This is a genomic window from Corynebacterium sp. HMSC062A03 (genome assembly GCF_001811145.1).
GTDB classification, from domain to species: domain Bacteria; phylum Actinomycetota; class Actinomycetes; order Mycobacteriales; family Mycobacteriaceae; genus Corynebacterium; species Corynebacterium aurimucosum.
Window position 1 is genome coordinate 1 of record NZ_KV803706.1, and the last position, 25,976, is coordinate 25,976.

General features: G+C 61.7%; 29 protein-coding genes. 6 read left to right on the top strand and 23 right to left on the bottom strand.

Annotation, left to right across the window (positions count from 1 at the left end; translation table 11 throughout):
• From HMPREF2781_RS10915 to HMPREF2781_RS12595, 5 genes are all read left to right on the top strand, one after another.
• Window positions 1–468, top strand: a 468-nt coding sequence (locus HMPREF2781_RS10915; protein ID WP_305764405.1) for a PTS transporter subunit IIC, incomplete at its 5' end; no start/stop codon positions are given.
• Window positions 469–573: 105 nt separating this feature from the next.
• Window positions 574–1,671 (top strand): galactitol-1-phosphate 5-dehydrogenase, encoded by a 1,098-nt coding sequence (locus tag HMPREF2781_RS10920; RefSeq protein ID WP_049156276.1) that lies wholly within the window; start codon window positions 574–576, stop codon window positions 1,669–1,671.
• Window positions 1,672–1,680: 9 nt separating this feature from the next.
• The gene (locus tag HMPREF2781_RS10925; protein ID WP_049156279.1) at window positions 1,681–2,592 is read left to right on the top strand and encodes a 1-phosphofructokinase family hexose kinase; all 912 of its coding nucleotides are present in this window, start codon (window positions 1,681–1,683) and stop codon (window positions 2,590–2,592) included.
• A 49-nt stretch (window positions 2,593–2,641) separates the two neighbouring features.
• A complete protein-coding gene (locus HMPREF2781_RS10930; RefSeq protein ID WP_049156282.1) occupies window positions 2,642–3,514 on the top strand; it encodes a class II fructose-bisphosphate aldolase in 873 nt (290 codons plus the stop codon).
• A gap of 215 nt (window positions 3,515–3,729) precedes the next feature.
• A complete protein-coding gene (locus HMPREF2781_RS12595) occupies window positions 3,730–3,903 on the top strand; it encodes a hypothetical protein (RefSeq protein WP_161799814.1) in 174 nt (57 codons plus the stop codon).
• Here the strand turns inward: HMPREF2781_RS12595 and HMPREF2781_RS10935 are convergent.
• The 23 genes from HMPREF2781_RS10935 to rho form a co-directional block, all read right to left on the bottom strand.
• Window positions 3,900–4,256, bottom strand: a complete 357-nt coding sequence (locus HMPREF2781_RS10935; protein ID WP_141759852.1) for a DnaB-like helicase N-terminal domain-containing protein — start codon at window positions 4,254–4,256, stop codon at window positions 3,900–3,902. The two genes, HMPREF2781_RS12595 and HMPREF2781_RS10935, sit on opposite strands and share 4 nt — an antisense overlap.
• A 6-nt stretch (window positions 4,257–4,262) precedes the next feature.
• Complete coding sequence (locus HMPREF2781_RS12820; RefSeq protein WP_083299017.1) at window positions 4,263–4,607, bottom strand: helix-turn-helix domain-containing protein; 345 nt, start codon at window positions 4,605–4,607, stop codon at window positions 4,263–4,265.
• Complete coding sequence (locus HMPREF2781_RS10940) at window positions 4,588–4,977, bottom strand: hypothetical protein (protein WP_049155054.1); 390 nt, start codon at window positions 4,975–4,977, stop codon at window positions 4,588–4,590. Before HMPREF2781_RS10940 ends, HMPREF2781_RS12820 begins: the two co-directional genes overlap by 20 nt.
• Window positions 4,978–5,111: 134 nt before the next feature.
• A complete protein-coding gene (locus tag HMPREF2781_RS10945) occupies window positions 5,112–6,689 on the bottom strand; it encodes a peptide ABC transporter substrate-binding protein (RefSeq protein WP_070528728.1) in 1,578 nt (525 codons plus the stop codon).
• A 209-nt stretch (window positions 6,690–6,898) separates the two neighbouring features.
• Window positions 6,899–7,834 (bottom strand): tetratricopeptide repeat protein, encoded by a 936-nt coding sequence (locus HMPREF2781_RS10950; protein WP_070645969.1) that lies wholly within the window; start codon window positions 7,832–7,834, stop codon window positions 6,899–6,901.
• Window positions 7,831–8,139, bottom strand: a complete 309-nt coding sequence (locus tag HMPREF2781_RS10955; RefSeq protein ID WP_070645971.1) for a thiamine-binding protein — start codon at window positions 8,137–8,139, stop codon at window positions 7,831–7,833. Before HMPREF2781_RS10955 ends, HMPREF2781_RS10950 begins: the two co-directional genes overlap by 4 nt.
• 10 nt (window positions 8,140–8,149) lie before the next feature.
• Window positions 8,150–8,434 carry a hypothetical protein gene (locus HMPREF2781_RS12740; protein ID WP_083308569.1) on the bottom strand — a complete coding sequence of 95 codons (285 nt, stop codon included), beginning with the start codon at window positions 8,432–8,434 and terminating at the stop codon, window positions 8,150–8,152.
• Window positions 8,434–9,126, bottom strand: a complete 693-nt coding sequence (nucS, locus tag HMPREF2781_RS10960) for an endonuclease NucS (protein WP_070443823.1) — start codon at window positions 9,124–9,126, stop codon at window positions 8,434–8,436. Before nucS ends, HMPREF2781_RS12740 begins: the two co-directional genes overlap by 1 nt.
• Window positions 9,127–9,149: 23 nt before the next feature.
• Window positions 9,150–9,635 carry a DUF2550 domain-containing protein gene (locus HMPREF2781_RS10965; protein ID WP_070645973.1) on the bottom strand — a complete coding sequence of 162 codons (486 nt, stop codon included), beginning with the start codon at window positions 9,633–9,635 and terminating at the stop codon, window positions 9,150–9,152.
• A 186-nt stretch (window positions 9,636–9,821) separates the two neighbouring features.
• Window positions 9,822–10,190, bottom strand: coding sequence for a F0F1 ATP synthase subunit epsilon (locus HMPREF2781_RS10970; RefSeq protein ID WP_070443818.1), 369 nt, complete (start codon window positions 10,188–10,190; stop codon window positions 9,822–9,824).
• 10 nt (window positions 10,191–10,200) lie between these two features.
• Complete coding sequence (gene atpD / locus HMPREF2781_RS10975) at window positions 10,201–11,649, bottom strand: F0F1 ATP synthase subunit beta (protein ID WP_010187062.1); 1,449 nt, start codon at window positions 11,647–11,649, stop codon at window positions 10,201–10,203.
• A gap of 3 nt (window positions 11,650–11,652) precedes the next feature.
• A complete protein-coding gene (locus tag HMPREF2781_RS10980) occupies window positions 11,653–12,636 on the bottom strand; it encodes a F0F1 ATP synthase subunit gamma (protein ID WP_070443815.1) in 984 nt (327 codons plus the stop codon).
• Between the two features lie 56 nt (window positions 12,637–12,692).
• Window positions 12,693–14,333: a F0F1 ATP synthase subunit alpha gene (gene atpA, locus HMPREF2781_RS10985; protein ID WP_070443812.1), complete on the bottom strand. Its 1,641-nt coding sequence runs from the start codon at window positions 14,331–14,333 to the stop codon at window positions 12,693–12,695.
• Window positions 14,334–14,393: 60 nt separating this feature from the next.
• Window positions 14,394–15,209: a F0F1 ATP synthase subunit delta gene (locus HMPREF2781_RS10990; protein ID WP_070443809.1), complete on the bottom strand. Its 816-nt coding sequence runs from the start codon at window positions 15,207–15,209 to the stop codon at window positions 14,394–14,396.
• Window positions 15,210–15,215: 6 nt separating this feature from the next.
• Window positions 15,216–15,788 (bottom strand): F0F1 ATP synthase subunit B, encoded by a 573-nt coding sequence (locus HMPREF2781_RS10995; protein ID WP_070645975.1) that lies wholly within the window; start codon window positions 15,786–15,788, stop codon window positions 15,216–15,218.
• 45 nt (window positions 15,789–15,833) lie between these two features.
• Window positions 15,834–16,076 (bottom strand): ATP synthase F0 subunit C, encoded by a 243-nt coding sequence (locus HMPREF2781_RS11000; protein WP_010187073.1) that lies wholly within the window; start codon window positions 16,074–16,076, stop codon window positions 15,834–15,836.
• Between the two features lie 98 nt (window positions 16,077–16,174).
• Entirely contained in the window at window positions 16,175–16,987 is an 813-nt protein-coding gene (gene atpB / locus HMPREF2781_RS11005) for a F0F1 ATP synthase subunit A (RefSeq protein WP_070645977.1), read from the bottom strand.
• A gap of 445 nt (window positions 16,988–17,432) precedes the next feature.
• A complete protein-coding gene (locus tag HMPREF2781_RS11010; protein WP_070645979.1) occupies window positions 17,433–17,867 on the bottom strand; it encodes a Cg1360 family ATP-synthase-associated protein in 435 nt (144 codons plus the stop codon).
• Window positions 17,868–17,883: 16 nt separating this feature from the next.
• Window positions 17,884–19,059 (bottom strand): MraY family glycosyltransferase, encoded by a 1,176-nt coding sequence (locus HMPREF2781_RS11015; RefSeq protein ID WP_070443800.1) that lies wholly within the window; start codon window positions 19,057–19,059, stop codon window positions 17,884–17,886.
• Between the two features lie 10 nt (window positions 19,060–19,069).
• On the bottom strand, window positions 19,070–19,747 hold the full coding sequence (locus tag HMPREF2781_RS11020) for an L-threonylcarbamoyladenylate synthase (protein WP_070443797.1): 678 nt from the start codon (window positions 19,745–19,747) through the stop codon (window positions 19,070–19,072).
• 54 nt (window positions 19,748–19,801) lie between these two features.
• Window positions 19,802–20,707 (bottom strand): peptide chain release factor N(5)-glutamine methyltransferase, encoded by a 906-nt coding sequence (gene prmC / locus HMPREF2781_RS11025; protein WP_070645981.1) that lies wholly within the window; start codon window positions 20,705–20,707, stop codon window positions 19,802–19,804.
• Between the two features lie 24 nt (window positions 20,708–20,731).
• On the bottom strand, window positions 20,732–21,808 hold the full coding sequence (gene prfA, locus HMPREF2781_RS11030; protein WP_070443792.1) for a peptide chain release factor 1: 1,077 nt from the start codon (window positions 21,806–21,808) through the stop codon (window positions 20,732–20,734).
• Window positions 21,808–23,727, bottom strand: a complete 1,920-nt coding sequence (gene rho, locus HMPREF2781_RS11035; protein ID WP_070443789.1) for a transcription termination factor Rho — start codon at window positions 23,725–23,727, stop codon at window positions 21,808–21,810. Before rho ends, prfA begins: the two co-directional genes overlap by 1 nt.
• 467 nt (window positions 23,728–24,194) lie before the next feature.
• Here rho and HMPREF2781_RS11040 point away from each other — a divergent pair, with 467 nt between their 5' ends.
• Window positions 24,195–25,949, top strand: a complete 1,755-nt coding sequence (locus HMPREF2781_RS11040) for a long-chain fatty-acid--CoA ligase (RefSeq protein WP_070645983.1) — start codon at window positions 24,195–24,197, stop codon at window positions 25,947–25,949.
• The last annotated feature ends 27 nt before the right edge of the window (window positions 25,950–25,976 follow it).

Genomic DNA, 25,976 nt, shown 5'->3' on the forward strand with positions numbered 1-25,976 from the left:
ATATCAGGTGTCTACCAAACAGGGGTCAGGTCCCTCATCCCGGGCAACACGGTCCTCCCGTTCGGCGACCTGGCCACCATCGGCTTCTTCGTCGCCATGGCAGTCGGCGTCCACAAGGGCAACATGTTCCGCACCCTCATCTCCGGCACGTTCATCATGGTCATCACGATCTGGATTTCCAACCAGATGGTTGGGCTGCAGACCCAGCTCGCATCCGACACGGGCCTGCTGGGCGGCGCAAGCCAGGTCGGTTCCCTGGACCAGGGCGGCTCTCCGCTCACGTACCTGCTGGCCAAGGGCCTGTCCGGCGAGTTCGGCATCGGCCTGCTGGTCATCCTCGTGCTGTACGTCGGCGCCTTCGCCTACACCTACGTCAAGTACCGCAAGGGCACCATCTACCGCACCGACGAAGAGATCGCCGCGGCGGACGAGTCCGCCCAGCCGGCCGAAGGCACCAACGCTGCCTAGCCGGCAGCTACCCCTATCCGCCCCTCATCTCAACGCGGGTGCCGCCTCTGAGCGCGCCTGCGCACCACACCGAAACACCACGTTTCAACCTTTGGGAGTTCAATCATGTCCACCTCCACCACCATGTCCACCATCGCCGTCACCGGTGTCAAGGAATTCACCGAAATCACTAAGGCCGTCCCCACCCCCGGCACCGGCGAGGTCCTCATCCGCGTCGGCTACTGCGGCATCTGCGGCTCCGACATTCCGCGCTACTTCGACGGCGGCGTCCACTCCTTCCCGCAGGTCCTGGGGCACGAATTCTCCGGCACCGTCGCGGCCATCGGCCCGAACACCGAGCTCGACGTGGCCGAGAGCGACAAGGTCATCGTCGCCCCGCTCGTCCCGTGCCACGAGTGCGAATACTGCCAGGCCGGCAACTATTCGCTGTGTCCCAACTACTCCTTCATCGGCTCGCGCCAGCAGGGCGCCTTCGCGGACTACGTCCTGGTCCCCGCCGTCAACGTCCAGTCCGCGGGCGACCTGCCGCTCGACATCGCTGCCCTCGTGGAGCCGCTCACCGTTGCTCTCCACGCGCTGGACCAGGCCGGCCCGGAGGCCATGGCTGACACGAACAAGCCGACCCTCATCCTTGGCAGCGGCGTCATCGGCCTCATGGCGCTCATCGCCCTGCGCTCCCGCGGCTTCGAGGACGTCACCGTCGTGGACATCAACGACTGGGTCCTGGGCAAGGCCACCGAGTTCGGGGCGAAGGCCACCGTCAACTCGCTGCAGCAGGATCCGCAGGAGTTCTTAGCGGACCGCGCCCAGCCGGCTCTGGTTATCGAGACCGCCTGCGCCCCCATCACGCGCACCCAGGCCCTGGCCTGCGCGGGCAAGAAGGCCAAGGTCGTCTTCGTTGGCACCCCCACCAAGGACTGGACTCTTCCGCCCAAAGAGTTCGAGTACATCCTGCGCAAGGAACTCGCACTCTTCGGCTCCTGGATGTCCTACTCCGCCCCTTACCCGGGCCACGAGTGGTCCGAGGCCGTGGAGATCCTCTCCGGCCTAGGCGAGTCCGCCCGCGGCTTCATCTCCCACGTCTTCGACTTCACCAACGCCGCCGAGGGCTTCGAGGTCATCCGCGACCCGCAGCAGGACCGCCTCAAGATCATGTTCCGCGTGAGCGACAAGTCCGGCTCCGCCTCCTCTGCCACGGCCTAGGGGATCGCCATGACTATCCACTGCATCACCCCGAATCCGGCCATTGACGTGACCTACACCGTGGACACGGTGGTCCTGCAGAAGGTCAACCGCGTCCGCGAGGTCGCCCACCGCCCCGGCGGCAAGGGTGTCAACGTTGCCCGGCTTGCCGATGCCCACGGCTCCGCGCCCGTTGCCACTTACGGCTTCCTCGGCGGCACGGAAGGCGTCCTCTTCAAGGAGCTGCTCGACCAGCTCGCGCCCGGAATCGACCAGCGCTGGACCGAGGCCGAGGCGCAGACACGCCGGACCATCGCGGTGGTCGACAGCGCGGACACGACGATGCTCAACGAGTCGGGCGCCCCGGTCCCCCAGTCGCTCTGGGAGCAGCTCATCGCTAATCTCACCGCACACCTGGCATCCAAAGACTGGGTCACCATCTCTGGCTCCCTGCCACCGCAGACGGATCCCACGATCTTCGCCGATATCGTCGCCGCGATCCACGACGCGGGCGCCCGCGTCCTCATCGACACGTCCGGCCCGGCCCTGTTGGCCGCAGCCCGCGCCGGCGCCGACATCCTCAAGCCGAACCGCGACGAGCTGCTGGAGGCCACCGGCGCGGCCGACGTCCACGCCGGGATGGCAGCCCTCCAGCAGCTGGGTGTCCCCGTCATCATCACCTCCATGGGCGAGGACGGCGCGCTGCTCTCTGGCCCCGACGGCGAGGTCACCGCGCGCCTCGACTCAATTCTGGAGGGCAACCCCACCGGTGCCGGCGATGCTCTCGTCGCGGGCGTCGTCTCCGCCCTTGCCGCGGGCGAGGAGCTCTCCACCGCGCTGCGCGACGGCATCGCCTGGTCCGCGTCCGCCGTGCTTGCCCCCGTCGCCGGCGAGATCGATGCCGCCGACGTCGCCCGCCTGCGCGAACACATCACCGCCTAAACCCACCCCATCCACCACACACCTCGAACTTTCCAACGAAGGAGTTCACATGCTAGCCAACCTGCACAGCCTCGCCGCCGACGCACGCGCCGCCGGAGTCGGCCTCGGCGCCTTCAACGTCATCCACCTGGAGAACGCTGCCAGCCTGGTGCGCGCCGCCGAGCTCGCCGATGTCCCCGTCGTTCTCCAGATTTCCCAGAACGCCGTGAAGTACCACGGCGGTCAGCTGGCCCCCATCGCGCTGGCCACGCTGGCCATTGCCAAGGCGTCCTCCGCCCGCGTCTGCGTCCACCTGGATCACGCCGATGATCTGGAACTAATCCGGGAGGCCCTCGACCTGGGCTTTACCTCCATCATGTACGACGGCTCCCGCCTGCCCGATGACGACAACCGCGCCACCACCTGCAAGGTGGCCCAGTGGTGCCACGACCGCGGCGTGAGCATCGAGGCGGAGCTCGGCGAGGTGGGCGGCAAGGACGGCGTCCACGCCCCCGGCGTGCGCACCGACCCGGAGGACGCCCGCCAGTTCGTGGCCGACACCGGCGTCGATCTCCTGGCCGTGGCTGTGGGCTCCTCGCACGCGATGATCACCCGCGATGCCGCCCTAGATCTGGACCGCATCCGCGAGCTGCGCACCACCGTCCCCGTGCCGCTGGTGCTCCACGGGTCCTCCGGCGTCTCCGACGAAAACATGGTCGCGGCCATCGCCGCTGGAATGACCAAGATCAACGTGTCCACCCACCTCAACAAGGTGTTCACCTCCACGGTGCGCCGCCTTCTCGCGGAGAACAAAACCCTCGTGGACTCCCGCAAGTGGCAGGGCCCGGCGCATCAGGCCATGCAGGATGAGACTCGGCGCCTCCTGGAGCTCTACGCCGAGGGCCCTGCGGCGCTGCGGGAGCTGGCGTCATCGGCAAGCTAGCTGCGCCCGAACCCACCCCTTAGCCCCCTCACCTGCTACGGTGAGGGGATCTAATCCCCTACTTCAAGGAGTTCCCTCGATGCGCCCCGCGTCCTCGCCGGCCTCACCGCCTTCGCCCTTGCTCTGACCGTCGCCCCCGCCGCACAGGCCGGCCCGCACAAGACCTGCAGAAGCTGTCCTCCGCCGCCCAGCAGGGCGCACAGCTTGGTGGCACCATGGCCTCCTCCCTGGCCGGCGGCACCACCAACGGCCCTGACGGCCAGCCGCAGGTCAAGCCGGCCGGCGCCATGACCCTCATGTCCTCCGCACCGACCTGGGCACTGCTCACCGTCCCCTTCTCCGTACTGTCCTCCGTGGGCGGCGCGGCGGGTGAGCTGCTCAAGCGTTAAACAGTACTGACGACTTGGCGGGCGTATTCACCTACATGGAGATCGATTGCTCCAAGGGTGAGCAGGCCTACGACGGTGGAGTTAATAGCGTCAGCAGGCAGGGCTTCATGTGCTCCTTGGGCTTCGAGGTGGCTTCGGACGGTTGCGGCGTCGCAGGGGCGGGATTGGGAAAGCAGGTCGGCCATTGCGGTGAAGATGTGGGCGAAGATTGGGCTTTCGAAGTCGTCGGCGTCCAGTGTAGTGGCAATTGCTTGAAGGCGTTCGGTGTCGCGGTTGTGCATCATCGCGCCTAAAAGGCAGGCTTCTGAGCTGGAGATCGTTACCTCGATGTTGAGGTTGATATCGGTAACCAGGACGCTTCAGGGTTTAGGCCCGGCTAAACGATCTACAGCCCGCTTTTGCGCCACGAGGGCATCGTAGCCAGGCTCAGTCATCCCACGGGCGATTTCTCTACTAATCGTCGACTGATTCCGGCCAAGCTGGGCTGCAATCTCACGGTGAGTATGGCCCTGCTTCAGCAGATAGGCTATCGCTATTCGGCCATGGCGGATAAGACGCTTTCCGCGTCCTACCTTCGATTCGGATTCAGTGGGATGATCATTGAGTACCAAACGCCCAGACATGCGATTATGGTGCCACGTTCTCACCGTGTCAGCGCAGCGATCAACTACCTGGCCGACTTCCTTATAGCTTTTTGCCAGCATCAACAAGTTTTAAAGCTTTAGCAATGCGATCCCGCTCAATTTGTATGGCTCCACCGCGACTGTTGTTGGCGAGTTCAATACCGTCTTGCGCAAGGTATCGGTAAGCCGTCTGTGGGAAACCTGTCTCTTTCAGTGCGCTATGCGCAGACTGGCCGCTTTCTACAAGAGCAACGACCTTTTGGTATTGATTTTTGTATTTATCCTCATTCAGGCTCCGATGGCGCTTGCCGCGGCTAAGTCCCTCAGCCTGACGCCACACCCTCGCCTGAGCCATCGAGACCCCCAACTCCTTGAGGGTCACCGACATCGGACACGCATCATGCAGATACGCCTGCACATACCGCTCACGTAGCTTCTCATCACCTGACATCTACACAACCTCCCAGCTGTATAGATGCATTCACCACCTGAACTCGCCTGAATCTCGGCGGGGATCTTTGGAAACTCGGGCAGTTTTGTTAGAGCAGGTGCGCTATCTCCCGCAGTAACTCAACGATGGAAGCGCTAGTTCTTCTTCACCGCGTAATACACCGGCAGGGACTTCCAGTTGAACGTCACGTCCTGGACGTTCTCGGACCAGCCGCCAACAACGTTCGGGTAGAACAGCGGGATTGAAGGAAGGTCACGCAGCAGCAGCTCTTGCGCCTGGTTGTAGAGCTTCGCGGCTTCCTCCTCATTCGCGGCGCCGTTGGCCTTCACAATCAGCTCATCGAATTCCGGGTTGGAGTACTTAGAGTCATTAGAGGCCACACCCGTGGTGAAGTTCGGCCCAAGGAAGTTACCCATCGAGGGATAGTCGGCGAACCAGGCGGTGCGGTATGCGCCGTCCATACGCTCGGTGCGGTAGGCATCGCGGAAGGACTTGAAGTCCGGGTAAGGGTTGCCCACGGCCTGGATTCCCAGCGTGTTACTGATGCTATTAGCCACCGCATCGGCCCAGTCCTTGTTGTCACCATCGGTGTTGTAGTTGATCGGGAACGCGCCTTCAAAGGCGCCGTACTTCTTATCGGCCTCCGCCCACAGCTTCTTCGCCTCCTCCGGGTTATAGTTCAGGTTCTCCGAACCCGGCAGGCTGTCGTTGTATCCGTTCAGCACCGGTGAGGTGAACTCCCGGGCTGGGGTGCGGGTGCCGTGGAAGATAGTTTCCGCGATTTCCTCGCGGTTGATAGCCATCGAGATTGCCTTGCGGCGCAGCGTGCCCTCTTCCCCACTGAAATGTGGCGTCTCCATGTGGATGGACATTTCCAGGTAGGTAGCAGCCGGCTTGGTTTCCTGGCGGCCGGCTAGGTCCTGCTCATAACTGCCGAAGGCGGACGACGGGATCGCTTCGAGGACATCGAGGTTATTCGCCAACAGGTCCATGTAGGCTGCGCTGGAATCGGCGTAGAAGGCGAACTCGATGCCCTCGTTCTGTGCTGCACGGTCCCCCTTGTACTCCGGGTTCGGCTCGATGATCAGGTTCTGGTTGTGGTTCCATTCCTTGATCTTGTAAGGGCCGTTCGACACCGGGGATTCGCCAAAGCCCTGCGGGTCCTCCAGCGCGGCCGCCGGAACCGGGAAGTAAGCGTTGTAGCCTAAACGGCTCGGAAAGTCGCTTTCTGGCTGGGTGAGCTCGATGGTGAAGGTGCGTTCATCGATAACCTTGAGGCCCTCCATTTCCTTGACGCCTTCCCCGTAGCCCTTGATGGAGGAGAAGAAGCTCTCATTGAGCTGTTCGTTGGCCACCGCGTAATTCCACGTATCGACGAAGGAATCGGCCGTCACGGCTGAGCCATCAGAGAACTTCAGGTCAGGCTTGAGCGTGACCTTGTAGGTCTTGTCCCCTTCCTTGTCGATGGACTCCGCCATCTCGTTGTGCACGTTGCCGTCGGCGTCGTAGTACACCAATCCGGAAAACAGCATATCGACGATACGTCCGCCACCGTTCTCATTCGTCATCGCGGGAATGAGCCCCTGCTGCGGTTCGGTGCCCAGAACGCGAACATAGTTGGCACCGCCGGCGCTATCGGAGCTATCGCTTCCGCAGGCAGCAAGGGTAAAAGCAAGAGAGGCGGCGCCGACGACGCCGAGGAGCTTGCGCATGAGAGTCCTCCTGAAAGAGCAAAAACAAATTGTGCGTGATAACACTAGAAAGAATTTAGCATGAGGTACCTCACACCGCGGTGTAGTTCAAACACAAAAAGGCCCTCAGGAGAGGACTCAACTGAGCCATCCTGAGGGTCCAGCCCGCGACAGTCCGGGAAGGTCGCTCTCGGGCCCGGCACAACTTGGGCCCTTTTACTACGCCGTCTTTAGTACAACGCGCTGGCCAGCTTCGTGCGCGCGGCCAGCACGCGCGGGTCGCCGGAATCAAAGAGCCCGAAGAGCTCCAAGAGGCGGGTCTTGAGCTGCTCCTTGTCACCCCCGGCGGTACGCTTCATCGCCTCAATGAGGCGCTCGAAGGCGCGGTCGGGAGCACCGGCGACGACCTCCGCGTCGGCAGCGTCGAGCTGCTTTGCCACGTCTTCTGGGGCAGCATCCGCAGCGACGATGGGATCCTCGCTGCGGTTCGCTGGGTCCAAGCGCTTAAGCAGCAGCGTGGTATCACGAGCCTGCTTGATTTCCACGTTGTCTGGCTCAGCAGCCAGGATCTCCTCGTAGGTGGCGATGGCAGCGTCGAAATCGCCGCGGTTGAGCGCGTCCTCAGCAAGGCTCAGGCGCGGATCCGCGGCTTCTTCCTCGGGGTTCTCCCCCGCCACATCTTGGTCAGGCAAGCCCTTGAGCTGGGGGCCGAGCTTATCGACGATCGCCGCTACCCACTGCTCCAGGTTCTCGCGCGGCTGCCCGCCCTCAAAGTTGGTGACGGGCTGGCCGGCGGCGATGGCAACGGTGGTCGGCAGATTCTGTACGCCAAAGACCTGCGCCACCTGGGGCACGACATCGGCGTTGATATAGCCGACGATGAACTTCAGCCCACCTGCGGCCGCCATCTCCTCGAAGTCCTTCTTGAGCTGCTCGGAGGCCGGGGAGCGCGGCGAGCCAATCAAGGCGATGACGGGTACTTCCGCAGAGCGGCGCACCAAGTCATTCTCGAAGTTCTGCTCGGTGACCTCGAAGAAAGGGGCAATTCCTCCGCCGGAGCCGGCGGCTCCGGCATGTGCGGGTTGGGATTGTGCTTGCGCCCGCGCCTCCGCCTGCTGCTTGATGGCGCCTAGGTCGAGGGCTCCTCCTACGTACGGTCCGGTCACTTATTCTCCTCCAGGTAACGGTTAACGGAATCTACTTTTTGGGTTATCTGCTCGGTCACGCCTTCGCGGATATCGGCCTTAATCACCAGGCTCGTGCGCGGCGAGACAGCACGCACGGCATCGGTGGCCTCCTTGATGACTGCGAAGACTTCATCCCACTCACCCTCGATGATGGTGAACATGGCATTGGTCTCGTTTGGCAGGCCGGAGGCCCGGACGACGCGCACTGCTTCAGCAACGGCATCGGACATCTCAGCGCGTTCATCACCCACGACACTGGGGGCTACGGAAAAGGCAACAATCATGCCCGCTATCCTACCGCCGCTCCCAGCAGTGCCGGTGCCAGTGTCGGCGATCATCTGCGCGCCCACCGGTGTCCCGCGGCCACGCCACGATGTGCGCCACCCCGGGAGGGATGTTCTGATTGCACCCCGGGCACACGTAATACTTCTGCGCGGCGGCACTGCCAACGTGCCTCATGACGAAGAGCTCCCCATTAGTCCAGCGCGGCCCAGGTACAGTCTGTGATCCGAGGAAAGCACTTCCATCGCGGGGCAATGAACGCGGCTCTTCGCGGATTCTACGATTGCGGCGTGGCACTAGAACAACCGCAGCTCGTTGGATTCGATGCCGCGCAGCTCCTGGTAATCCAGGACGACGCAACGGATGCCGCGGTCCTCCGCCAAGGTCCGTGCTTGGGGCTTGATTTCCTGCGCGGCGAAGACGCCATGCACGGGTGCTAGCAGGTCATCGCGATTCAGCAACTCGAGGTAGCGCGAAAGCTGCTCGACTCCATCAATGCCCCCGCGGCGCTTGACCTCAACGGCGACAAACTCGTTCTTGGCATTCTTGGCCATGATGTCCACCGGCCCGATAGCCGTGGGGTACTCGCGACGCACTAGCGAGTACTTCTCTCCCAACGTTTCAATATGCTCGGCCAAGAGCTCCTGCAGGTGCGCTTCCACGCCATCCTTGACTAGGCCGGGATCTTCCCCCAGCTCCATAGTGATGTCCTGGTGGATCTCAGCAATGGTGATGCGTAGCTGCTCACCCTTCGGGTTCTCCACCAGCCACAGCTTTTCTCCTGTGTCTTCGCCATCGATATCCTCAATCGCCGACTCTTCAAAGGTGCATGGTGGTGTCATCCAGTTCAAAGGCTTGTAGGCGCGGTCATCCGCATGGATGGACACCGAACCATCGGCCTTGATAAGGATGAGCCGATCCGCCATCGGAAGGTGGGCGTCGAGGCGGCCGACGTAGTCTACGGAGCATTGGGCGATGACAAGACGCATGTCCTCTACCCTATCGTTGAGCGCTACTTCTTAGGTAAACGGGTAGCTCGCTGGCGCATCTGGTGATAGTCCAACTTTTCTTGGCGCTTCGAAGGGGCTGATTCGACCCACGCATTCAGGGCCATGATGCCCTGCGCATCCGAGGCAATCTCATAGTCCCTACCATCGATGCGAAGCTGGATGATTTGGTGATCCGAGGGCATAAAAGAAGCCTCGTCACCATCCATCGGGCGAGTCTTGCCCAATTCGATGTCGAGGCGATTGAAGCGCTTGTTGGCGCGCGGCATGACGGAGCGGAGCTTGAAGTAGTCCATATACTCGCCGTCATAGCGCACGAGACCATGACGCCAAGAATGAGAGTCCTTCGACGGTAGTTGGCGCAAAAGGATGCTCGTGCCGCGGGAGCGCACGGTGAAAAAGCGCACCGCCGCTAGGATGAGGAAAACCAGAACGACCAGTGCACACAGACCTAAAAGAATTGTTAGCCCCTGAAGCACCTGAGAATTCATGGAATGATGTCCTTCACAGCGAGTACGAAACGATGGATTGATTGTACCGCCGTTGACGGAAGCAACGCTAGTCCTTACCCAAGAACACGAAAGAACCCCACCCCCTCTTATCGAGGTTGTGGGGTTCCTAAGTGAGAGTGGGAAGGGCGGTCATTGCTGCCCGTCGTTTCCCTCTCCGCTCATCCGTTAGCTGTTGAGGCGGCGGGCGGCGCGCAACGCGGCGTCGCCACGAGACCTCGTCAGCTCGCGCTCAGACTTCAGGTCTTCCTGTGCCTGTGCTTCATCGACCTCAGAGGCCCAGATGGACCAATCAGCGAGGACGGTGATCTTGTTCTCGGACACGGAGAGGAAGCCACCCTGGACGGCAGCGACGAGACGATCGCCGTCCACCGGGTGGATGGTCACAACACCATTGTCGATCAACTGACCAACCATGGGCTCATGTCCAGGAAGCACGCCGATCTCACCCTCGGTGGTCTCAGCCGTCACCATGGTGGCCTTTCCGGTCCACAGCAGGCGCTCAACCGAAACCAATTCGGCGGTGATGTCAGCCATGTGCCTCTCCCTACTTCTTCTCGGTCAGCTTCTTGTACGCAGCCTCGACGTCGTCCAAGCCACCCAGGCCGTTGAAAGCCTGCTCCGGGTAGTGGTCGAATTCGCCGTTGCAGATGCGCTCGAAAGCGTCGATGGTATCGGCCAGCGGCACGTAGGAACCCGGCAGGCCGGTGAACTTCTCTGCGACGAAGAAGTTCTGGCCCAGGAAGCGCTCGATACGACGAGCACGCTGAACGGTGATCTTGTCTTCCTCAGACAGCTCGTCCATACCAAGGATGGCGATGATGTCCTGGAGCTCCTTGTTCTTCTGCAGAATACCGATGACACGCTGTGCCACCTCGTAGTGGCGCTCTCCCACGATGGACGGCTCCAGAATACGAGAGGTAGAGGTCAGCGGGTTCACTGCCGGGTAAATACCCTTCGAAGCAATACCACGGTCCAACTCGGTAGTGGCATCGAGGTGGGCGAAGGTGGTCGCCGGAGCCGGGTCGGTGTAGTCATCGGCCGGCACGTACACGGCCTGCAGGGAGGTAATGGACTTACCCTTGGTAGAGGTAATACGCTCCTGCAGCACACCCATCTCATCAGCCAGAGTCGGCTGGTAACCCACGGCGGAAGGCATGCGGCCCAGCAGGGTCGAGACCTCAGAACCGGCCTGGGTGAAACGGAAGATGTTGTCGATGAACAGCAGCACGTCCTGGTTCTGCACATCGCGGAAGTACTCCGCCATGGTCAGGCCGGACAGAGCCACGCGCATACGGACTCCTGGCGGCTCGTCCATCTGGCCGAAGACAAGCGCGGTGTCCTGGAGAACGCCCATCTCTTCCATCTCGAGGAAGAGGTCGGTGCCCTCACGGGTGCGCTCGCCGACGCCGGCGAAGACGGAGGTACCGGAGAACTCGCGTGCGATACGAGTAATCATCTCCTGGATAAGAACGGTCTTACCCACACCTGCACCACCGAACAGGCCGATCTTGCCGCCCTTGACGTACGGGGTCAGCAGGTCGATGACCTTAATGCCGGTCTCCAGGATCTCGGTCTTACCTTCCAGCTGGTCGAATGCCGGCGGCTCGCGGTGGATACCCCACTGCTCGCCGTCGCGGCCCAGACCCGGCTGGTCAAGGCAGTCACCGAGGGCGTTGAAGACGTGGCCCTTGACCACATCGCCCACCGGGACGGAAATCGGCTTGCCGGTGTCGGTCACTGCGGCACCGCGGACAAGGCCGTCGGTCGGAGCCATGGACACGGCACGGACGAGGTTGTCACCGAGGTGCTGAGCGACCTCAAGGGTGACGGTCTTTGCAACAGCCTCGAGGGTCACCTCGACGGTCAGTGCGTTGTACAGTGCCGGCAGCCCGCCACGCGGAAACTCCACGTCGACGACCGGACCGATGACACGCACCACACGGCCGGCGGTAGCCGACGACTGTGTGTTCTGCTCTTGCAGAGCTGTAGTCATAATCTAGTCACTTTCTGCGCTTTCGGCGAGCGCCCCAGCGCCACCGACGATCTCTGTGATTTCTTGGGTAATCTGCGCCTGACGGGCCTGGTTGGCCACGCGCGAGAGGTCCTTGACCAGCTCGGTAGCGTTGTCGGTTGCAGACTTCATTGCGGTACGGCGTGCGGCGGACTCGGAGGCCGAGGACTCCAAGAACATCGCAAACAGGAGGCGAGAAACGTACTGCGGAAGCAACGCTTCCATCAGGGTGTCCGCATCCGGCTCGAAGTCGTAATCAGGAGTGATCTGATTATTCGGCTCGGCGTCGGAAAGCGCGGACTCACCCAGATTGTAGTCCTCTTCCTCGATAACCGGTACCACCGGCAGCAGCTGCTGCACACGCGCGGTCTGGGTCAGCATGGACTCGAACTCGGTGTACACAACGTGTACTTGGTCGAAACCGCGAACGGTCTCGCCCTCCACGTGAATACCCTCGCGGGTCTTGGCCTGGCCATTCGAACCGGCAACGAAGCCGTCGATAATGTGGCGGCGCACATCGTGCGTCTTTTCCCAGGTCGGATCCTGCGAGAATCCAGTCCAGCTGCCAGCGACCTCGGCCTCACGGAACTTGTAGAAGCCAACGCCCTTATTACCGGTGACGTAGCGGACGGTCTCGAAACCCTCGCTCTTCAGCAGGGCTTCCAGCTCGGCCGCCTTCTTGAAGATGTTGTTGTTGTAGCCACCGCACATACCGCGGTCAGAAGAGACCACGAGAATGGCGGCTACCTTGGCATCTTCGCGTTCCCGGAGCATCGGGTGATCCAGGGACGTGTGCGCCGCCAGCTTGTTGAGCACGCTGGACAGTTCACGTGCATAAGGCTGTGCCGCTTCTACCCTGGCCTGAGCCTTGGTAATGCGCGAGGTAGCAATGAGCTCCTGTGCCTTGGTGATCTTCTTGGTGGAATTGACGGACCGGATACGGTCACGCAGTTCACGAAGATTAGCCATGGTGTTCGCTCCTCCCTTCTTTTTCTAGACGGTTAATTCTTAGAGCGTGCGAAACTCTATTTGGCCGTCTTGCGGGAGACGTTGAGCTCGGTCTTGTTCACGTCATCCGCGGCGAGCGGGTCAACCGGCGCCTCGGTGCCGAGGTTGTGGCCCTCGGTGGTGCGGAAGGACGGAGTGAAGTCCTTAGCTGCTGCAACAAGTGCATCCTTGGACTCGTCGGTCAGAGCGGTGCCGCCCTGGATCTGCTCGAACACCTGTGGGGTTGCAGAGTTGAGGTGATCGTGCAGCTCCTTCTCGAAGCGGCGTACGTCCTCGACGGGAACGACGTCGAAGATGCCCTGGTCTGCGAGGAAGATGGATACCATCTGGTACTCGACAGGCTGCGGGGAGGACTCGGCCTGCTTGAGCAGCTCGACGAGGCGCTCACCGCGCTCCAGCTGAGCCTTGGAGGCCGGATCCAGGTCGGATGCGAAGGCCGCGAAGGCCTGCAGGTCACGGTAGGCAGCCAGCTCAAGACGCAGGTTACCGGCAACCTTCTTCATACCCTTGGTCTGTGCAGCACCACCAACACGGGAGACGGACACACCGACGTTAATTGCCGGACGGACGCCCTGGTTGAACAGGTCGGACTCCAGGAAGACCTGGCCGTCGGTAATAGAAATAACGTTGGTCGGAATGAAGGCGGAGACGTCGTTCGCCTTGGTCTCAATGATCGGCAGTGCGGTCATGGAACCTGCACCCATATCGTCGGAGAGCTTTGCAGCACGCTCCAGCAGACGGGAGTGGAGGTAGAAGACGTCGCCCGGGTAAGCCTCGCGGCCCGGCGGACGGCGCAGCAGAAGGGAAATCGCACGGTAGGCCTCAGCCTGCTTGGTCAGATCATCGTAAATGATCAGGACGTGGTTGCCCTGGTACATCCAGTGCTGACCCAGAGCTGCACCGGAGAACGGTGCCAGCCACTTGAAGCCGGCGGCGTCGGATGCCGGAGCAGCCACGATGGTGGTGTACTCCAGAGCGCCGTGCTGCTCCAGGGTGTGGCGCACACCAGCGATGGTGGAGCCCTTCTGGCCGATGGCGACGTAGATGCAGCGAACCTGCTTGTTCTTGTCGCCAGATTCCCAGTTAGCCTTCTGGTTCAGGATGGTGTCGATACAGACAGCCGTCTTACCCGTCTTACGGTCACCAATGATCAACTGACGCTGACCGCGACCAATCGGGGTCATCGCGTCAATAGCCTTGATGCCGGTCTGCATCGGCTCTTCCACCGGCTGACGCTGCAGCACGGACGGTGCCTGCAGCTCGAGGACGCGGTCCTCTTCAGCGGTGATCGGGCCCATGCCGTCAATCGGCTGGCCCAGGGGGTTAATTACGCGGCCGAGGAATTCCTCGCCCACAGGGATGGAGAGAACCTCGCCGGTCCTCTTGACCTCGTCGCCTTCTTTCAGCGACTCGAAGTTGCCCAGGACCACGACACCGATGGAGTTGGTGTCAAGGTTCTGTGCGACGCCAATCACGCCGCCCGGGAACTCGAGCAGCTCATTCGCCATGACGGACGGCAGGCCCGAAACCTGCGCAATACCGTCAGCTGCCGAAATGACCACGCCGACCTCCTCACGGGAGGCCTCCGCGGAGTAGCTCGAGGTGTAGTTCGCAATCGCGCTACGGATCTCGTCGGAGGAGATCGTCAGCTCCGCCATGTTCTTCCTGCTCTCGGTAGTATCTTCCAGCAATTACTTAATCGTTTCTGTCGTTTCGGCTTATGCCATCTGCGCGCGAAGGCGGGCGATCTTGCCTGCCGTCGAGCCATCGATGACTTCATCGCCGACGCGGATGGTCATACCACCGAGGAGGCTGGTGTCAACCTCAGAGTGGATGGACATCGCACGACCATAAATTTTGCCCAGCTTTTCAGCGAGTGCTGCCCGCTGGCTATCGTTCAGCTCACCCGCAGTGGTCACGCGCGCGATGGTACGGCCCTGCAGCTTGGCTGCGGTGTCCGCCAAACCGGCGAGATCATCAATCGGGTTCTGCTCCGGGCGGCCAATGGCCTGCAGCGCGAGCGCCTCAGTAACCATCGTGACCTTGCCGTAGAGCACGCTTGCCAGCAGCCCGACCTTACGATCGGACGTAGCAGTACGGTCTGAAAGCAGCTGGGTCAGTTCGCCTTCTCGGTCAAGCACGCGCGACAGGGAGAAGAGCTCGTCTTCTACCTGGCCCAGCTTGCCCTCAAACTCAGCGCCACGCAGCAGTGCGCGGCGGCCGAGGATGATGAGGCCACGGGCGATATCACGCGGGCTCGACCACTGTGCGGCGGCGGCCTCCTGCAGCACCTGGAGTGCTACCGGGGTGACCTTCCCGCCGAAAAGGGTCTGGACCAGGGACTTGCGCTCCTCTGCGGTGGCGGCGTCGTCGGTCAGAGCGACGCGCAGTTCGCGGTCGCCGTCGAGGACGCGGACTACCTCGAAGAGGTCCTGGCCTGCCTGGGTAGCAGTCGCTACCGAGCGGTCGCTGGAGAGGAACTCATCCAGCTTGGACTCAGTGGTAGCGAGTGCTTCGCGGCTAGCTGCCTTCATCGTTGCCTACTTTCCGGCCGGTGCCACAGTGTCGAGCTCGGACAGGAAGTTATCAATCGTGGAGGACTGCTTGGTGGCGTCCGAAAGTTCGCCGCCGAGCAGCTTCTCTGCCAGGTTGATGGAGTTCTGCCCGATGTCGGAACGCAGCTCAGACACGACCTGTGCACGGGAAGCTTCAAGCTGCTTCTCGCCGGCGGTCAGGATGCGACGAGACTCTTCCTCTGCAGCTTCCTTAGCCTCTGCCTCGATCAGCTTGCCGCGCTCACGCGCCTGCTCACGAATCTCCGCAGCCTCTGCTCGAGCGTCAGCGAGCTGAGCATTGTACTTTTCCAGGGCGGCCTTTGCTTCGGCCTGCTGAGCCTCCGCACGCTTAAGGCCACCTTCGATCCGGTCTTCACGCTCCTGCAGCATCTTGTTGTATGCCGGAAGAACGAGCTTCCAGAACACAAGCAGGATGATGGCGAACGGAATGAGGGACCAGACCAAGTCGTACATCTTGGGCAGAAGGATGGAGTTACCGCTCTCCAGCGGCAGGTGCTCACTTCCCTCTGCTGCAAGGTAGTAAATGACGTTGTTCATGGGGCTCCGTTCTTAAAGTTCGATTTACTTTGTGTAAAGCGCTCTTTAGAACAGGAAGCCTGCAACGAGGCCAATCAGGGCGAGGGCCTCAACGAAGGCGATACCCAGGAACATGGTGGTACGCAGCTGACCAGCCATCTCCGGCTGGCGAGCCATGCCCTCGACGGTCTTGCCGACGAGGATACCGATGCCCAGACCCGGGCCGATGGTTGCGATGCCGTAGCCGATAGCACCGAGACCCTTGAGGGTGGACTCGTCAGCGGCCTGAGCAAGAATGATTTCGTTCATGATGAAAGTCGTTCCCTTTCAATGTTTTCCCACGGACTTGTCCGCGGGGGATGTGGTGGTTTTGGGGTATTTAGTTAACCGCGAGGTTCGCGTTGTTGTTAGTGCGAATCTGCATGCAGCGATAGTTCGATGTATACCGCCGTCAGCAGGGCAAAGATATATGCCTGCAGGAAAATGACGATAATTTCGTAAATCGTGAACAGAACCGCTGCGACCAGCGTCAGGCCACTCATGGCAGTCCAGCCGTTGAACTGGAAGAAGAAGAAGTTCGTTGCCGAGTACAACAGGACCAAAATGAGGTGGCCAGCCAGGAAGTTCGCCATCAGACGAAGAGCCAGCGTGACTGGACGCATGACAAACGTAGAGAAAGCCTCAATCGGCACAACAAGCACGTGCAGCAACGGCGGCAGGTTAGGAATAACCACCGAAGACTTGATGAACTTGCCGAAGCCAAAGCGCTTAGCACCGGCGTAGATCATGGCGATGTACGCGACGGCTGCCAGCACGATTGGCATACCAATACGAGCGTTCGGAGAGATGTTTAGAGCTGGAACAATAGTTGCTACGTTCCAGAACAAAACACCGAAGAAGATCGTGGCCAAGATCGGAAGGAATCGACGTCCTTCCTTGCGGCCCAAGATGTCTTCTGCGATGTGAATTCGTACGAAGTCAATCGCATGCTCCGCTACGTTTTGCAATCCTTTAGGAACCAGCTTCGGGTTCCTAAAGGCGACAACAAAAAGGAGCACCAGAATGGCCGCCATGAACAGGCGAACCAGCATGATGCGATCCAAAGCGAACCAACCGTTGGCGAAATCGGCGAACAAGAGATCGACGACTTCACCATCATCGGTTACGTGCCCCGGGAAAAATTCTGGATCCAGTTCGGGTGCGTGAAACTCACCCTTCATGGCCAATGTCGTAACGCTCAGCGTTCTCTCCCGTGTTCGGGCCACACAGCTTGTCGAAGGCTATGTGGTGCGATGGACGTCTCAAGCTCTTTGCCCTGTCCACGGACTCCGTCGCACATCAGCGTAAACAGGGCAAGGATAAACCGTACTTTTTCGGGATAGCATGACGCTAACCCGCGGTAACCCGAAGAGAATGCTATCAGTTCGCCCTCAAGTTTTCGCACGTGGGGGCACCGTTGCGGACCTAAAGCCACAGCCCAGCACCAGAAAGCCTCATAAAAGGCCCGCATTCTGCCAAAACCCTGCTGAGTGTATTTGGTCACATACCCACGTTTTCCCACCTTGACGGGGGTAATGAGTAGGTTGAAAGACGTGTCTTACTACACAAAAAGCCACCCTCCCGGGGTCACCGGACGCAGTGGCTTGTGATGAAGATCGAGGCACGCTAGGACACGTAGGTCACGTTGGAAGTAATCACACCCCAGACCTCGGTTCCCAGCGTCACCGCCAGCGCTAGCAACACAGTCACAAACAGCGCCATCGTGTCATAGAACTCCAAGTCCTTAATCAACAACAGCACCATGATGAGGATGACCACCTTGAGCAACCAGCCGCCGAGCACCACAGCCATCGTGGTCGAGGGAGTAGTCCGCGCGGTAAGGAGCACCGAAGCTGCGGTAAAGAGCACGAAGCCGCCTCCAATAGCAGCGCCGACGAGCACTCCCCAGATGCCGGGCAACCCACGAACGCCACCCCAGAGGGCCAGGGATGCGATGGTCACTACGACGAGGCCAATGGCTCCGAGGCGCAGGGCGCGCTTGAGGGGACGACGATGATCGTCATAGGGCGATAGCTCTTCGGAAGTCGTTGAATCAGTCACAGCCCCATACCCTACCTCAGGAGGGATCCGTTTCCAGCACCACGCTAGTCGAGCGCGGCCGGCGTCCAATCTTGCCCTGGCGCAGCGGAATCAAGGTCACGCCAAAGGCTACGAGGAGCGCAAAAACAGCGAGCACCACCGCGACAGGGGCTGGAACGATGGAGAAGGAAACCGCCCCGAAAGCCACCGCGGAGACCCACAGATAGAGCACCAGCACGGTGCGGCGGTGCGTATGCCCCAGAGACAGCAGCCGGTGGTGGATATGCGCCTTATCGGCAGCGAAGGGCGAGCGCCCCTGCGAAACACGCCGAATGACCGCCCAGACAAGGTCCAGGACTGGAATAAAGACCGCGGCAACGACGACGATGACGGGTGACATCAGCGCCACGATGTCCACGGTGCCGTAGAGGGACATGTTGATCTTGCCGGAGGCTGAGGTCGACGCCGCGGCGAGCAACAAACCAATCAGCATCGCTCCGCTATCCCCCATGAAAATGCGGGAGGGCTCAAAATTATGCGGAAGGAATCCGGCACACACACCAACAAGTGCCGCCGCGATAATCGCCGGCGGATAGGCCGATACGGTACCGCCTTGGTCATGCAGAACAGTCAAGGAGAAGACCAGGATGGCCCCGCCGGCAATCATGCCCAGCCCAGCCGCCAAGCCGTCGAGGCCGTCGACGAAGTTGATGGCATTAATGAGCAGTACGGTAAAGAATGTGGTCAAGAGTGTTCCCTGGACCTGGTCCAGAATGACCGTGGTTCCATCACCAAAAGGCAGAAAGAGAAGCGTCCAGGTCAAGCCCAATCCGCTCATAATGGCTGCGGCAACGAGCTGCCCGATGAGTTTGACCAAAGCACTCAGTTCCAACAGGTCATCCACCACACCGACAACCACGATGGCGGCAGCGGACCAGAGCACAGCGTTCATCTCTGGCGTGACGGGCATAAACCCGCGAGTCAAGGCTGGAAGCTGGCCGGCGAGGTACACGGCGGCGGCAAACCCCGTAAACATCGCCACTCCGCCAAGCTGCGGGGTGGGCTGGGAGTGACTATCGCGCAGGCGGATCTCCGCCACCTGGCCACTGCGCACCAGAAAGGTGCGCACCAGTCCGGTGGTGAGGTAGGTAAACGCCGCGGCGACGAAGATCACCAACGCCAGCTCACGCAGCGGCACTCCGGTTCCAGCCACTGATGTCTCCTTAAGAGGATTGGGAGCCCGGGCGTGTACGCAGGGACTCTGCAGACACTCCGATGACCTCGCCGATCTGCTCGGCGCTCAAAGCACCTTCGCGCAGCAGATACGGGTGTGAGCCGGACAGATCAATGATGGTGGAGGGCTTGCCCACCTCAGCTTCTCCCCCGTCGAGGTAGACCGTGACGGCCTTACCCAGCTGCTGCTTGGCAGCAATCGCAGTGGTCGGCGGAGTCTGTCCAGAGATATTCGCTGAGGACACCGCCATCGGGCCGACCTCGCGGAGGAGCTCGATTGCAATGGGGTGCAGGGGCATGCGCAGCATCACCGTGCCGCGGGTATCGCCCAGGTTCCACGGAAGCGAAGGCGCTTGCGGGACCACGATGGACAAACCACCCGGCCAGAAGGCCTCGATAAGCGTTTGTGCGGTGTCATCCAAAGTGGCGACAAGGCCTTTTACGGTGTCCCAGGATCCCACGAGCACCGGCACCGGCATGTCGGGGCCGCGGTGCTTGGTGGCCAGCAGGCTCGCAACGGCGTCATTATCGAAGGCGTCGCAGCCCAACCCGTAGAGCGTATCGGTGGGCATGACGACGAGCCGCCCTGACTTGGCTGCCTTGACGGCAAGGGCCATTCCTTCTTCGCGTTCTGCCGCGTCCGCACAGTTATAAATCTGTCCCTGCATTGGTCTCTCCTTTAATTCCGTTCCTATCGGCTTGTCGACCAATCTTCGACCAATCTACTGTACTCCCCGTTCGGCCGTGACAAAGCGGGCGGTGCCAGTCAGATCCTTAAGTACCTCGATGTGCGTGAACCCGCCATCCGCACGCAGGGCTTCTTGCACCTGTTCACACGTGTCATCATCGTGTTCAATGCCCACCTTTCCGCCGGGGCGAAGCAGTGCGGCGATGGTCGGAATCATCGCTGTGATGGTCTCCATGCCGTCTGCTCCCCCAAACACCGCCTCGTGGGGGTCTTGGTAGACCTCCGGATCCAGGTCCGGGGTCTCGGGGACATAGGGCGGGTTGGTCAGCACGAGGTCGACGGTGCCGTGCAGCTCCGAAAGCACATATGGATCCGTCACGTCGCCCTGGATCAGCTGCACATCACGGTCATGACGTGCAACGTTGCGGCGGGTGTAGGCCAAGGCGGCGTCGGCAAGCTCCACTGCCCACACCTCGGCCTGCGGCACGTAGTGGGCGACGTACAACGCCAGTGCACCGGATCCGGCGCACAAATCCACGACGCGGGGAGGGTGCGCGTTAGTCTTCGTCTCCCACGAGTTAAGTTTCTTCGTCTCCCACGAGTTAAGTTTCTTCAGAAACTTAACTCCCCAGTCGGCGAGCACCTCCGTCTCTGGGCGCGGGATGAACACACCGGGGCCGACCTCGAGTTCGAGGGGGCCAAACCACGCCGCTCCTAGGATGTGCTGGAGGGGCTCGCGCGCTTCACGACGCCCCACCAACGCCCCATATGCCACGTCAAAGCCGGGGATCGGAGCCTCGTTTAGCGGGATATCCATGTGGCCACAGTGAATGAGGTGGGCAGCCAACAGGCGCGCATCCCACTCGGGTGAGGGTACCCCGGCAGCGCGAAGGCGCTCCGTGGCATCACGAAGCGCCTCCTTATAGGTGTGAAAAGTCACCGTATCTAACCGTGCCGTAGCCTTCTAGCCTTCGGCCTCAAGGCGCTCCGCGCGCTCCTGGGCTTGCAGAGCTTCGATGAGATCCTGCATATCGCCGTCGAGCACGGAGTCAAGGTTATTGGCCTTGTAACCAATGCGGTGATCGGTGATGCGGTTCTCCGGCCAGTTATAGGTGCGGATGCGCTCCGAGCGGTCCATGGTGCGCACCTGGGAGGCGCGCTGCTCGCCGGCCTCGGCCTCGCGGGCCTCGCGCTCCATCTGGTCCAGGCGAGCCTGCAGCACCTGCAGGGCACGCGCCTTGTTCTGAATCTGCGAGCGCTCCTTCTGACAGGTCACCACCAGGCCAGTGGGCAGGTGGGTAATACGCACAGCGGAGTCAGTGGTGTTCACGCCCTGACCACCCTTACCGGAGGAACGGTAAACGTCGACACGGATGTCCTTGTCATCGATATTGACGGAGTCGATCTCCTCCGGCTCCGGGTAGACCAGCACACCAGCAGCAGAGGTCTGGATGCGGCCCTGGGACTCGGTCACCGGCACGCGCTGTACACGGTGGACGCCGCCTTCAAACTTGAACACGCTCCACGCGCCATCGCGCGAGGGGGTCTTGGACTTGAAGGAGATGGACATATCCTTCACTCCGCCAAGGTCAGACTCGTTGAGGCCCAGGACCTCCCACTGGAAGCCTGCCTTGTCGGCGAAGCGCTCGTACATGCGGGCCAAGTCACCGGCGAAGAGCGCTGCCTCTTCGCCACCAGCACCGGCCTTGATCTCCATGATGATGTCCTCGGAGTCATGCTCATCGCGCGGGGCTAGGAGGTCCGCAAGTTGCTCCTCCAGCTGCACGACGAGCGGCTCGAGGCGGTCAACCTCAGACTGGAACTCGTGATCCTCGTAGGCCATCTCCTTGGCGTCGGCCAAATCCTGGCGGGCCTGCACCAGCTCTTCGTTGACGGCGACGATGGGGCGCAGCTCAGCGTAGCGCTTGGACAGCTTGCGGAATTGCGACTGATCCCCGGCTACGTCTGGGTCAGCCATCTGCATTTCGATGCCTTGGTACTCGGAGATGATGTCATCAACGAGGGAAACCTGGTTAGACATTACTTGTAGTCCTCCTCGTCCGTGTCTGCCGCCATGGGCGCGGACGAAGCGACCTGCATGAGGAACTCGCCGTTGGAGCGGGTCTTCTTGAGCTGCTTGATGAGCAGGTCAATGGCGGCGAAGGAGTCCAAGCCGGAGAGGATGCGGCGCAGTTTGGTCATGATGCGTGCCTCCTCCGGAACGAGCAGGAGCTCGTCCTTGCGGGTACCGGAGGGGTTGACGTCCACGGCCGGGAAGATGCGGCGCTCGGAGATAGCGCGGTCGAGCTTGAGCTCGGCGTTGCCGGTGCCCTTGAACTCCTCGAAGATGACAGTGTCACCGGTGGAGCCCGTCTCCACCATCGCGGTGGCGATGATGGTCAGCGAGCCGCCATTTTCGATGTTGCGGGCAGCGCCCAAGAAGCGCTTCGGCGGGTACAGGGCGTTGGAGTCCACACCACCGGACAGGATGCGGCCCGACGCCGGGGAGGAGTTGTTGTACGCACGGCCTAGGCGGGTGATGGAGTCGAGCAGAACGACGACGTCCTTGCCCTGCTCCACCAAGCGCTTGGCGCGCTCGATAGCCAGCTCCGCCACCGAGGTGTGCTCTGACGGAGGGCGGTCGAAGGTGGAGGCAATGACCTCACCGTTGACGCTGCGCTGCATGTCCGTGACCTCTTCGGGGCGCTCATCCACGAGGACCACCATGAGGTAGCACTCCGGGTTATTCGTGGCAATGGCGTTGGCGATGTTCTGCAGGATCGTCGTCTTACCGGCCTTCGGCGGGGAGACGATGAGCGCGCGCTGGCCCTTACCAATCGGCATGATCAGGTCGATGACGCGAGTGGTGAGGATCTTCGGGTCCGTCTCCAGGCGCAGGCGCTGGTTCGGGTACAGCGGGGTGAGCTTGGCGAAGTCCGGGCGCTCCTTCGCGGTGGACGGATCCAAGCCGTTGACGGTGTCGACCTCCACCAGCTGGTTGTACTTGCGGCGGTTGCGGCCGTTGCCGTGGGTGTGGGTCGGGCCGGAAACTTTGACCTTGCCGGTCAGGGCGTCGCCTGAGCGCAGGCCAAGGCGGCGCACGAGGTTGTTGTTGACAAAGACATCGGAGCTCGCCGCGCGGTAGCCGGTGGTGCGCAGGAAGGCCACGTTGTTGTCGACGACCTCGAGGATGCCGCCGACTACCTGCACTTCATCGCCCTCGCGGATCTGCAGGTCATTGCCACCGTTGCCGCCGCCATCGCGGTCACGCCCGCGGCGGTTGCGACGGTTACGGCGGTTGCGGCGGCCTCCGCCGCCGTTGTTGTCATCATCGTTGCGGTGGTTATCGCGGCGGTTGTTGTTCTGGCCACCGCCGTTATTGCCGCCGTTATGACCGTTGCCACCGTTGCCGTGGTCACCGTTGTCGGAGTTCTTTCCGCCACGGGACTGGTTGTCCTCGGACTTGCCGTTGTTGTCCTCGGCGCCATTGTCATTCCCGTTGCCCTTGGACTCTCCGCGGGCCTCGCGCTCCTGACGGCGCGCACGGTTGCGGCGAGCACGGCGGGCCTGGGAGCGGGACTCGTAGCGCTGCTCGTCGTGGCCGTCCTTGTGCTCGGACTCCTGAGCACCGTCCTCACCCTTCTGGGCGTTCTCGGATTCCTGCTGTGGCTGGTCCTGTTTCTTCTTGTCCTGCTCCGGCTGCTCGGAGGCCTGGTCAGCAGCACCGGCGGGGCGCGAGGCCTTGCGGGCCGCGCGACGCGGCTGTGCGTCCTTAGCCTCGCCCTCGGCAGCAGCCTTTGCGCCGCGTGCCGGAACCTGGCCGGTGGTCAGTGCAGTGATGAGGTCCCCCTTGCGCAGTCCAGAAACGCCGCGAAGTCCGCGCTCCGCAGCCAGCTTGCGCAATTCCGGCAGCTTCAGGGATGCGAGATCCTGTGCTGCGGTCTTGTCCGTATCGCTCACGGATATCCTTTCGTCGCTTCACCAACGCGCGCTGTCTTATCTGCCGCACCTGCACTGTGTGTGGTGCTGTTCCAAGCGGGCGTTGGAAGCCAGTGTGTAATTGAGATGGTCCACCGCCACCAGCGAGTTCACGCGACCGCGATCCCCGTGGGCGGTGGTTTTCTTTGGCTCTCCCCCCTCTCCGGCCCTGCGGTACGGAACATGAAGAACTCCTTGCAGAACTCCTGAAAAGTTCTCGAGGAAGCGGCCGCGGGTCAATCGCGGGGAGATATTTTAAGAAGGCGACTGCGAGCGTGTCTCTCCCCTCTCACCGTCGCGCACACCGTTGGACTGCCATGAGTTTTCACCACAGGTGTGTGCGCCGTAGAGGGAGCTCGGAGGTGCGGGGAAGGCCTTCCCCGCCAGTCGCCGACAACTATACCGCATCCTTCCACCGCGCTCACACTGACACGGCTAAAGTAGTGCGCATGCTCTCCACAATGCAGGATATCCCGCTGTCCCTCACTCGCATCCTGGAGTACGGTTCCACTGTCCACGGCCAAACCCAGGTGGTTACGTGGCACAGCGCCAATCCCGGCAATGAACGCGAAGAAACCACCTTCGCCGATATCGGCGCGCGCGCCGCTGCCTTCGCCCACGCCCTGCATGACACGCTCGGCATCACTGGCGATGAACGTGTGGGCTCCCTAATGTGGAACTGCGCCGAACACCTCGAAGTGCTTTTTGGCACCGCTTGCAAGGGGGCAGTATTCACCCCGCTCAACAAGCAGCTCATGAATGATCAGATCCGGCACATCATCAACCACGCTGAGGTCCGCGTCATCGTCGCGGATTGTCGCCTCGCCGAGCAACTGGCCCAGGTTCTAGAAGGCGTGGACTGTGTGCGTGCGGTGGTATTCACGGGTGTCGACAAGCCCAGCACCGCTCTGCCGGGCAACGTCGAGATTTATAGCTATGAGCAACTGCTGGATGGGCGCTCCACCGTGTATGACTGGCCGGTTCTGGATGAGCACACCGCCGCCGCACTGTGCTACTCCACCGGCACCACCGGTGCGCCCAAGGGCGTGCTCTACTCCCACCGCGCCCTGTACTTGGAAGGTATGCAGCTGCGCTCCTCCGATTCCTTGTGCGTGACCCACGGGGAGACATTTTTGTGCTGCATCCCCATCTACCACGTGCTGAGCTGGGGAGTTCCCTTCGCGGCGTGGATGACGGGCACGCCGCTGGTGCTTCCCGACGCCGACGTCTCCCCCGCCACCCTGGCCAAGGTCATCGCCGCCACCTCCCCGCGCGTGGCGCACGGTGTGCCCACCATTTGGATTCAGCTCTTCGTGCACTACCTCAAGAACCCACCGGAGCGCATGACCCTGACGGAGATCTTCGCTGGCGGCTCTCCTGTGCCGCCGCAGCTCATCAAGAGCTGGGAAGAGCGCTACGGCGTGGACGTGGTCCACGTGTGGGGCATGGCGGAAACCACCACGGTGGGCACCGTGGCTCGCCCGCCTTCAGGCGCCTCGGGTGAGGCCCGCTGGGCCTACCGTATTTCCCAAGGGCGCTTCCCTGCCGCCCTGGAATACCGCGTGGTTAACGACGGCCACGTGGTCAACACGACGGACCGCAACGCCGGTGAGATTCAGGTCCGCGGCAACCTGGTTACTGGCGCCTACTACCACTCGCCCGCCTCGGAGGATGGCGGCGCTGCTCACGAGTTCCGCGGGAAAGACGTCGAGGACGCGGCTTCCAAGTTCACGGCGGACGGCTGGCTACGCACCGGCGACGTCGGCTTCGTCACCGAGGATGGCTTCCTTACCGTGGAAGACCGAGCACGCGATGTCATTCGCTCCGGTGGTGAGTGGATTTATTCCGTGCAGTTGGAGAACCTCATCATGGCCAACCCGGTGGTACTCGAATGCGCCGTCATTGGCTACCCCGACAAACAGTGGGTCGAGCGCCCGCTGGCTGTCACCGTGCTCGCCGCAGATATCAGCCCCACGATTGAGACCGCCGAGCGCCTGCGCAATGGAATGCGCTCTGAGCTGCCCTCCTGGATGCTGCCGGAGTACTGGACCTTCGTGAAATCCATCGATAAAACCTCGGTGGGCAAGTTCGATAAGAAGGACCTGCGCGCCCACCTTGCGGAGGGCGAATACAACATCATCCGTCTCAAGGGCCCGGGTGAGGCGCAGCGCCTCGATGCCGAAGAAGGCGACGGGGAAGCTTAGTCCCCTCCTATTCATTTGGCGCGCTTC

Excerpts from the sequence above, each read along its gene's own strand:
- HMPREF2781_RS11020 (WP_070443797.1), bottom strand. The coding sequence starts at position 19,747 with ATGCAGGGACAGATTTATAACTGTGCGGACGCGGCAGAACGCGAAGAA.
- nucS (WP_070443823.1), bottom strand. The coding sequence starts at position 9,126 with ATGCGTCTTGTCATCGCCCAATGCTCCGTAGACTACGTCGGCCGCCTC.
- HMPREF2781_RS10980 (WP_070443815.1), bottom strand. The coding sequence starts at position 12,636 with ATGGCTAATCTTCGTGAACTGCGTGACCGTATCCGGTCCGTCAATTCC.
- HMPREF2781_RS10925 (WP_049156279.1), top strand. The coding sequence starts at position 1,681 with ATGACTATCCACTGCATCACCCCGAATCCGGCCATTGACGTGACCTAC.
- HMPREF2781_RS12820 (WP_083299017.1), bottom strand. The coding sequence starts at position 4,607 with ATGCTGGCAAAAAGCTATAAGGAAGTCGGCCAGGTAGTTGATCGCTGC.
- HMPREF2781_RS10995 (WP_070645975.1), bottom strand. The coding sequence starts at position 15,788 with ATGAACAACGTCATTTACTACCTTGCAGCAGAGGGAAGTGAGCACCTG.
- HMPREF2781_RS10920 (WP_049156276.1), top strand. The coding sequence starts at position 574 with ATGTCCACCTCCACCACCATGTCCACCATCGCCGTCACCGGTGTCAAG.
- HMPREF2781_RS10955 (WP_070645971.1), bottom strand. The coding sequence starts at position 8,139 with ATGATTGTTGCCTTTTCCGTAGCCCCCAGTGTCGTGGGTGATGAACGC.
- HMPREF2781_RS10970 (WP_070443818.1), bottom strand. The coding sequence starts at position 10,190 with ATGGCTGACATCACCGCCGAATTGGTTTCGGTTGAGCGCCTGCTGTGG.
- atpA (WP_070443812.1), bottom strand. The coding sequence starts at position 14,333 with ATGGCGGAGCTGACGATCTCCTCCGACGAGATCCGTAGCGCGATTGCG.
- HMPREF2781_RS12595 (WP_161799814.1), top strand. The coding sequence starts at position 3,730 with ATGGCCTCCTCCCTGGCCGGCGGCACCACCAACGGCCCTGACGGCCAG.
- HMPREF2781_RS10940 (WP_049155054.1), bottom strand. The coding sequence starts at position 4,977 with ATGTCAGGTGATGAGAAGCTACGTGAGCGGTATGTGCAGGCGTATCTG.
- HMPREF2781_RS11040 (WP_070645983.1), top strand. The coding sequence starts at position 24,195 with ATGCTCTCCACAATGCAGGATATCCCGCTGTCCCTCACTCGCATCCTG.
- HMPREF2781_RS10945 (WP_070528728.1), bottom strand. The coding sequence starts at position 6,689 with ATGCGCAAGCTCCTCGGCGTCGTCGGCGCCGCCTCTCTTGCTTTTACC.
- HMPREF2781_RS10990 (WP_070443809.1), bottom strand. The coding sequence starts at position 15,209 with ATGAAGGCAGCTAGCCGCGAAGCACTCGCTACCACTGAGTCCAAGCTG.
- HMPREF2781_RS10930 (WP_049156282.1), top strand. The coding sequence starts at position 2,642 with ATGCTAGCCAACCTGCACAGCCTCGCCGCCGACGCACGCGCCGCCGGA.
- atpD (WP_010187062.1), bottom strand. The coding sequence starts at position 11,649 with ATGACTACAGCTCTGCAAGAGCAGAACACACAGTCGTCGGCTACCGCC.
- HMPREF2781_RS10965 (WP_070645973.1), bottom strand. The coding sequence starts at position 9,635 with ATGAATTCTCAGGTGCTTCAGGGGCTAACAATTCTTTTAGGTCTGTGT.
- HMPREF2781_RS11000 (WP_010187073.1), bottom strand. The coding sequence starts at position 16,076 with ATGAACGAAATCATTCTTGCTCAGGCCGCTGACGAGTCCACCCTCAAG.
- atpB (WP_070645977.1), bottom strand. The coding sequence starts at position 16,987 with ATGAAGGGTGAGTTTCACGCACCCGAACTGGATCCAGAATTTTTCCCG.
- prfA (WP_070443792.1), bottom strand. The coding sequence starts at position 21,808 with ATGTCTAACCAGGTTTCCCTCGTTGATGACATCATCTCCGAGTACCAA.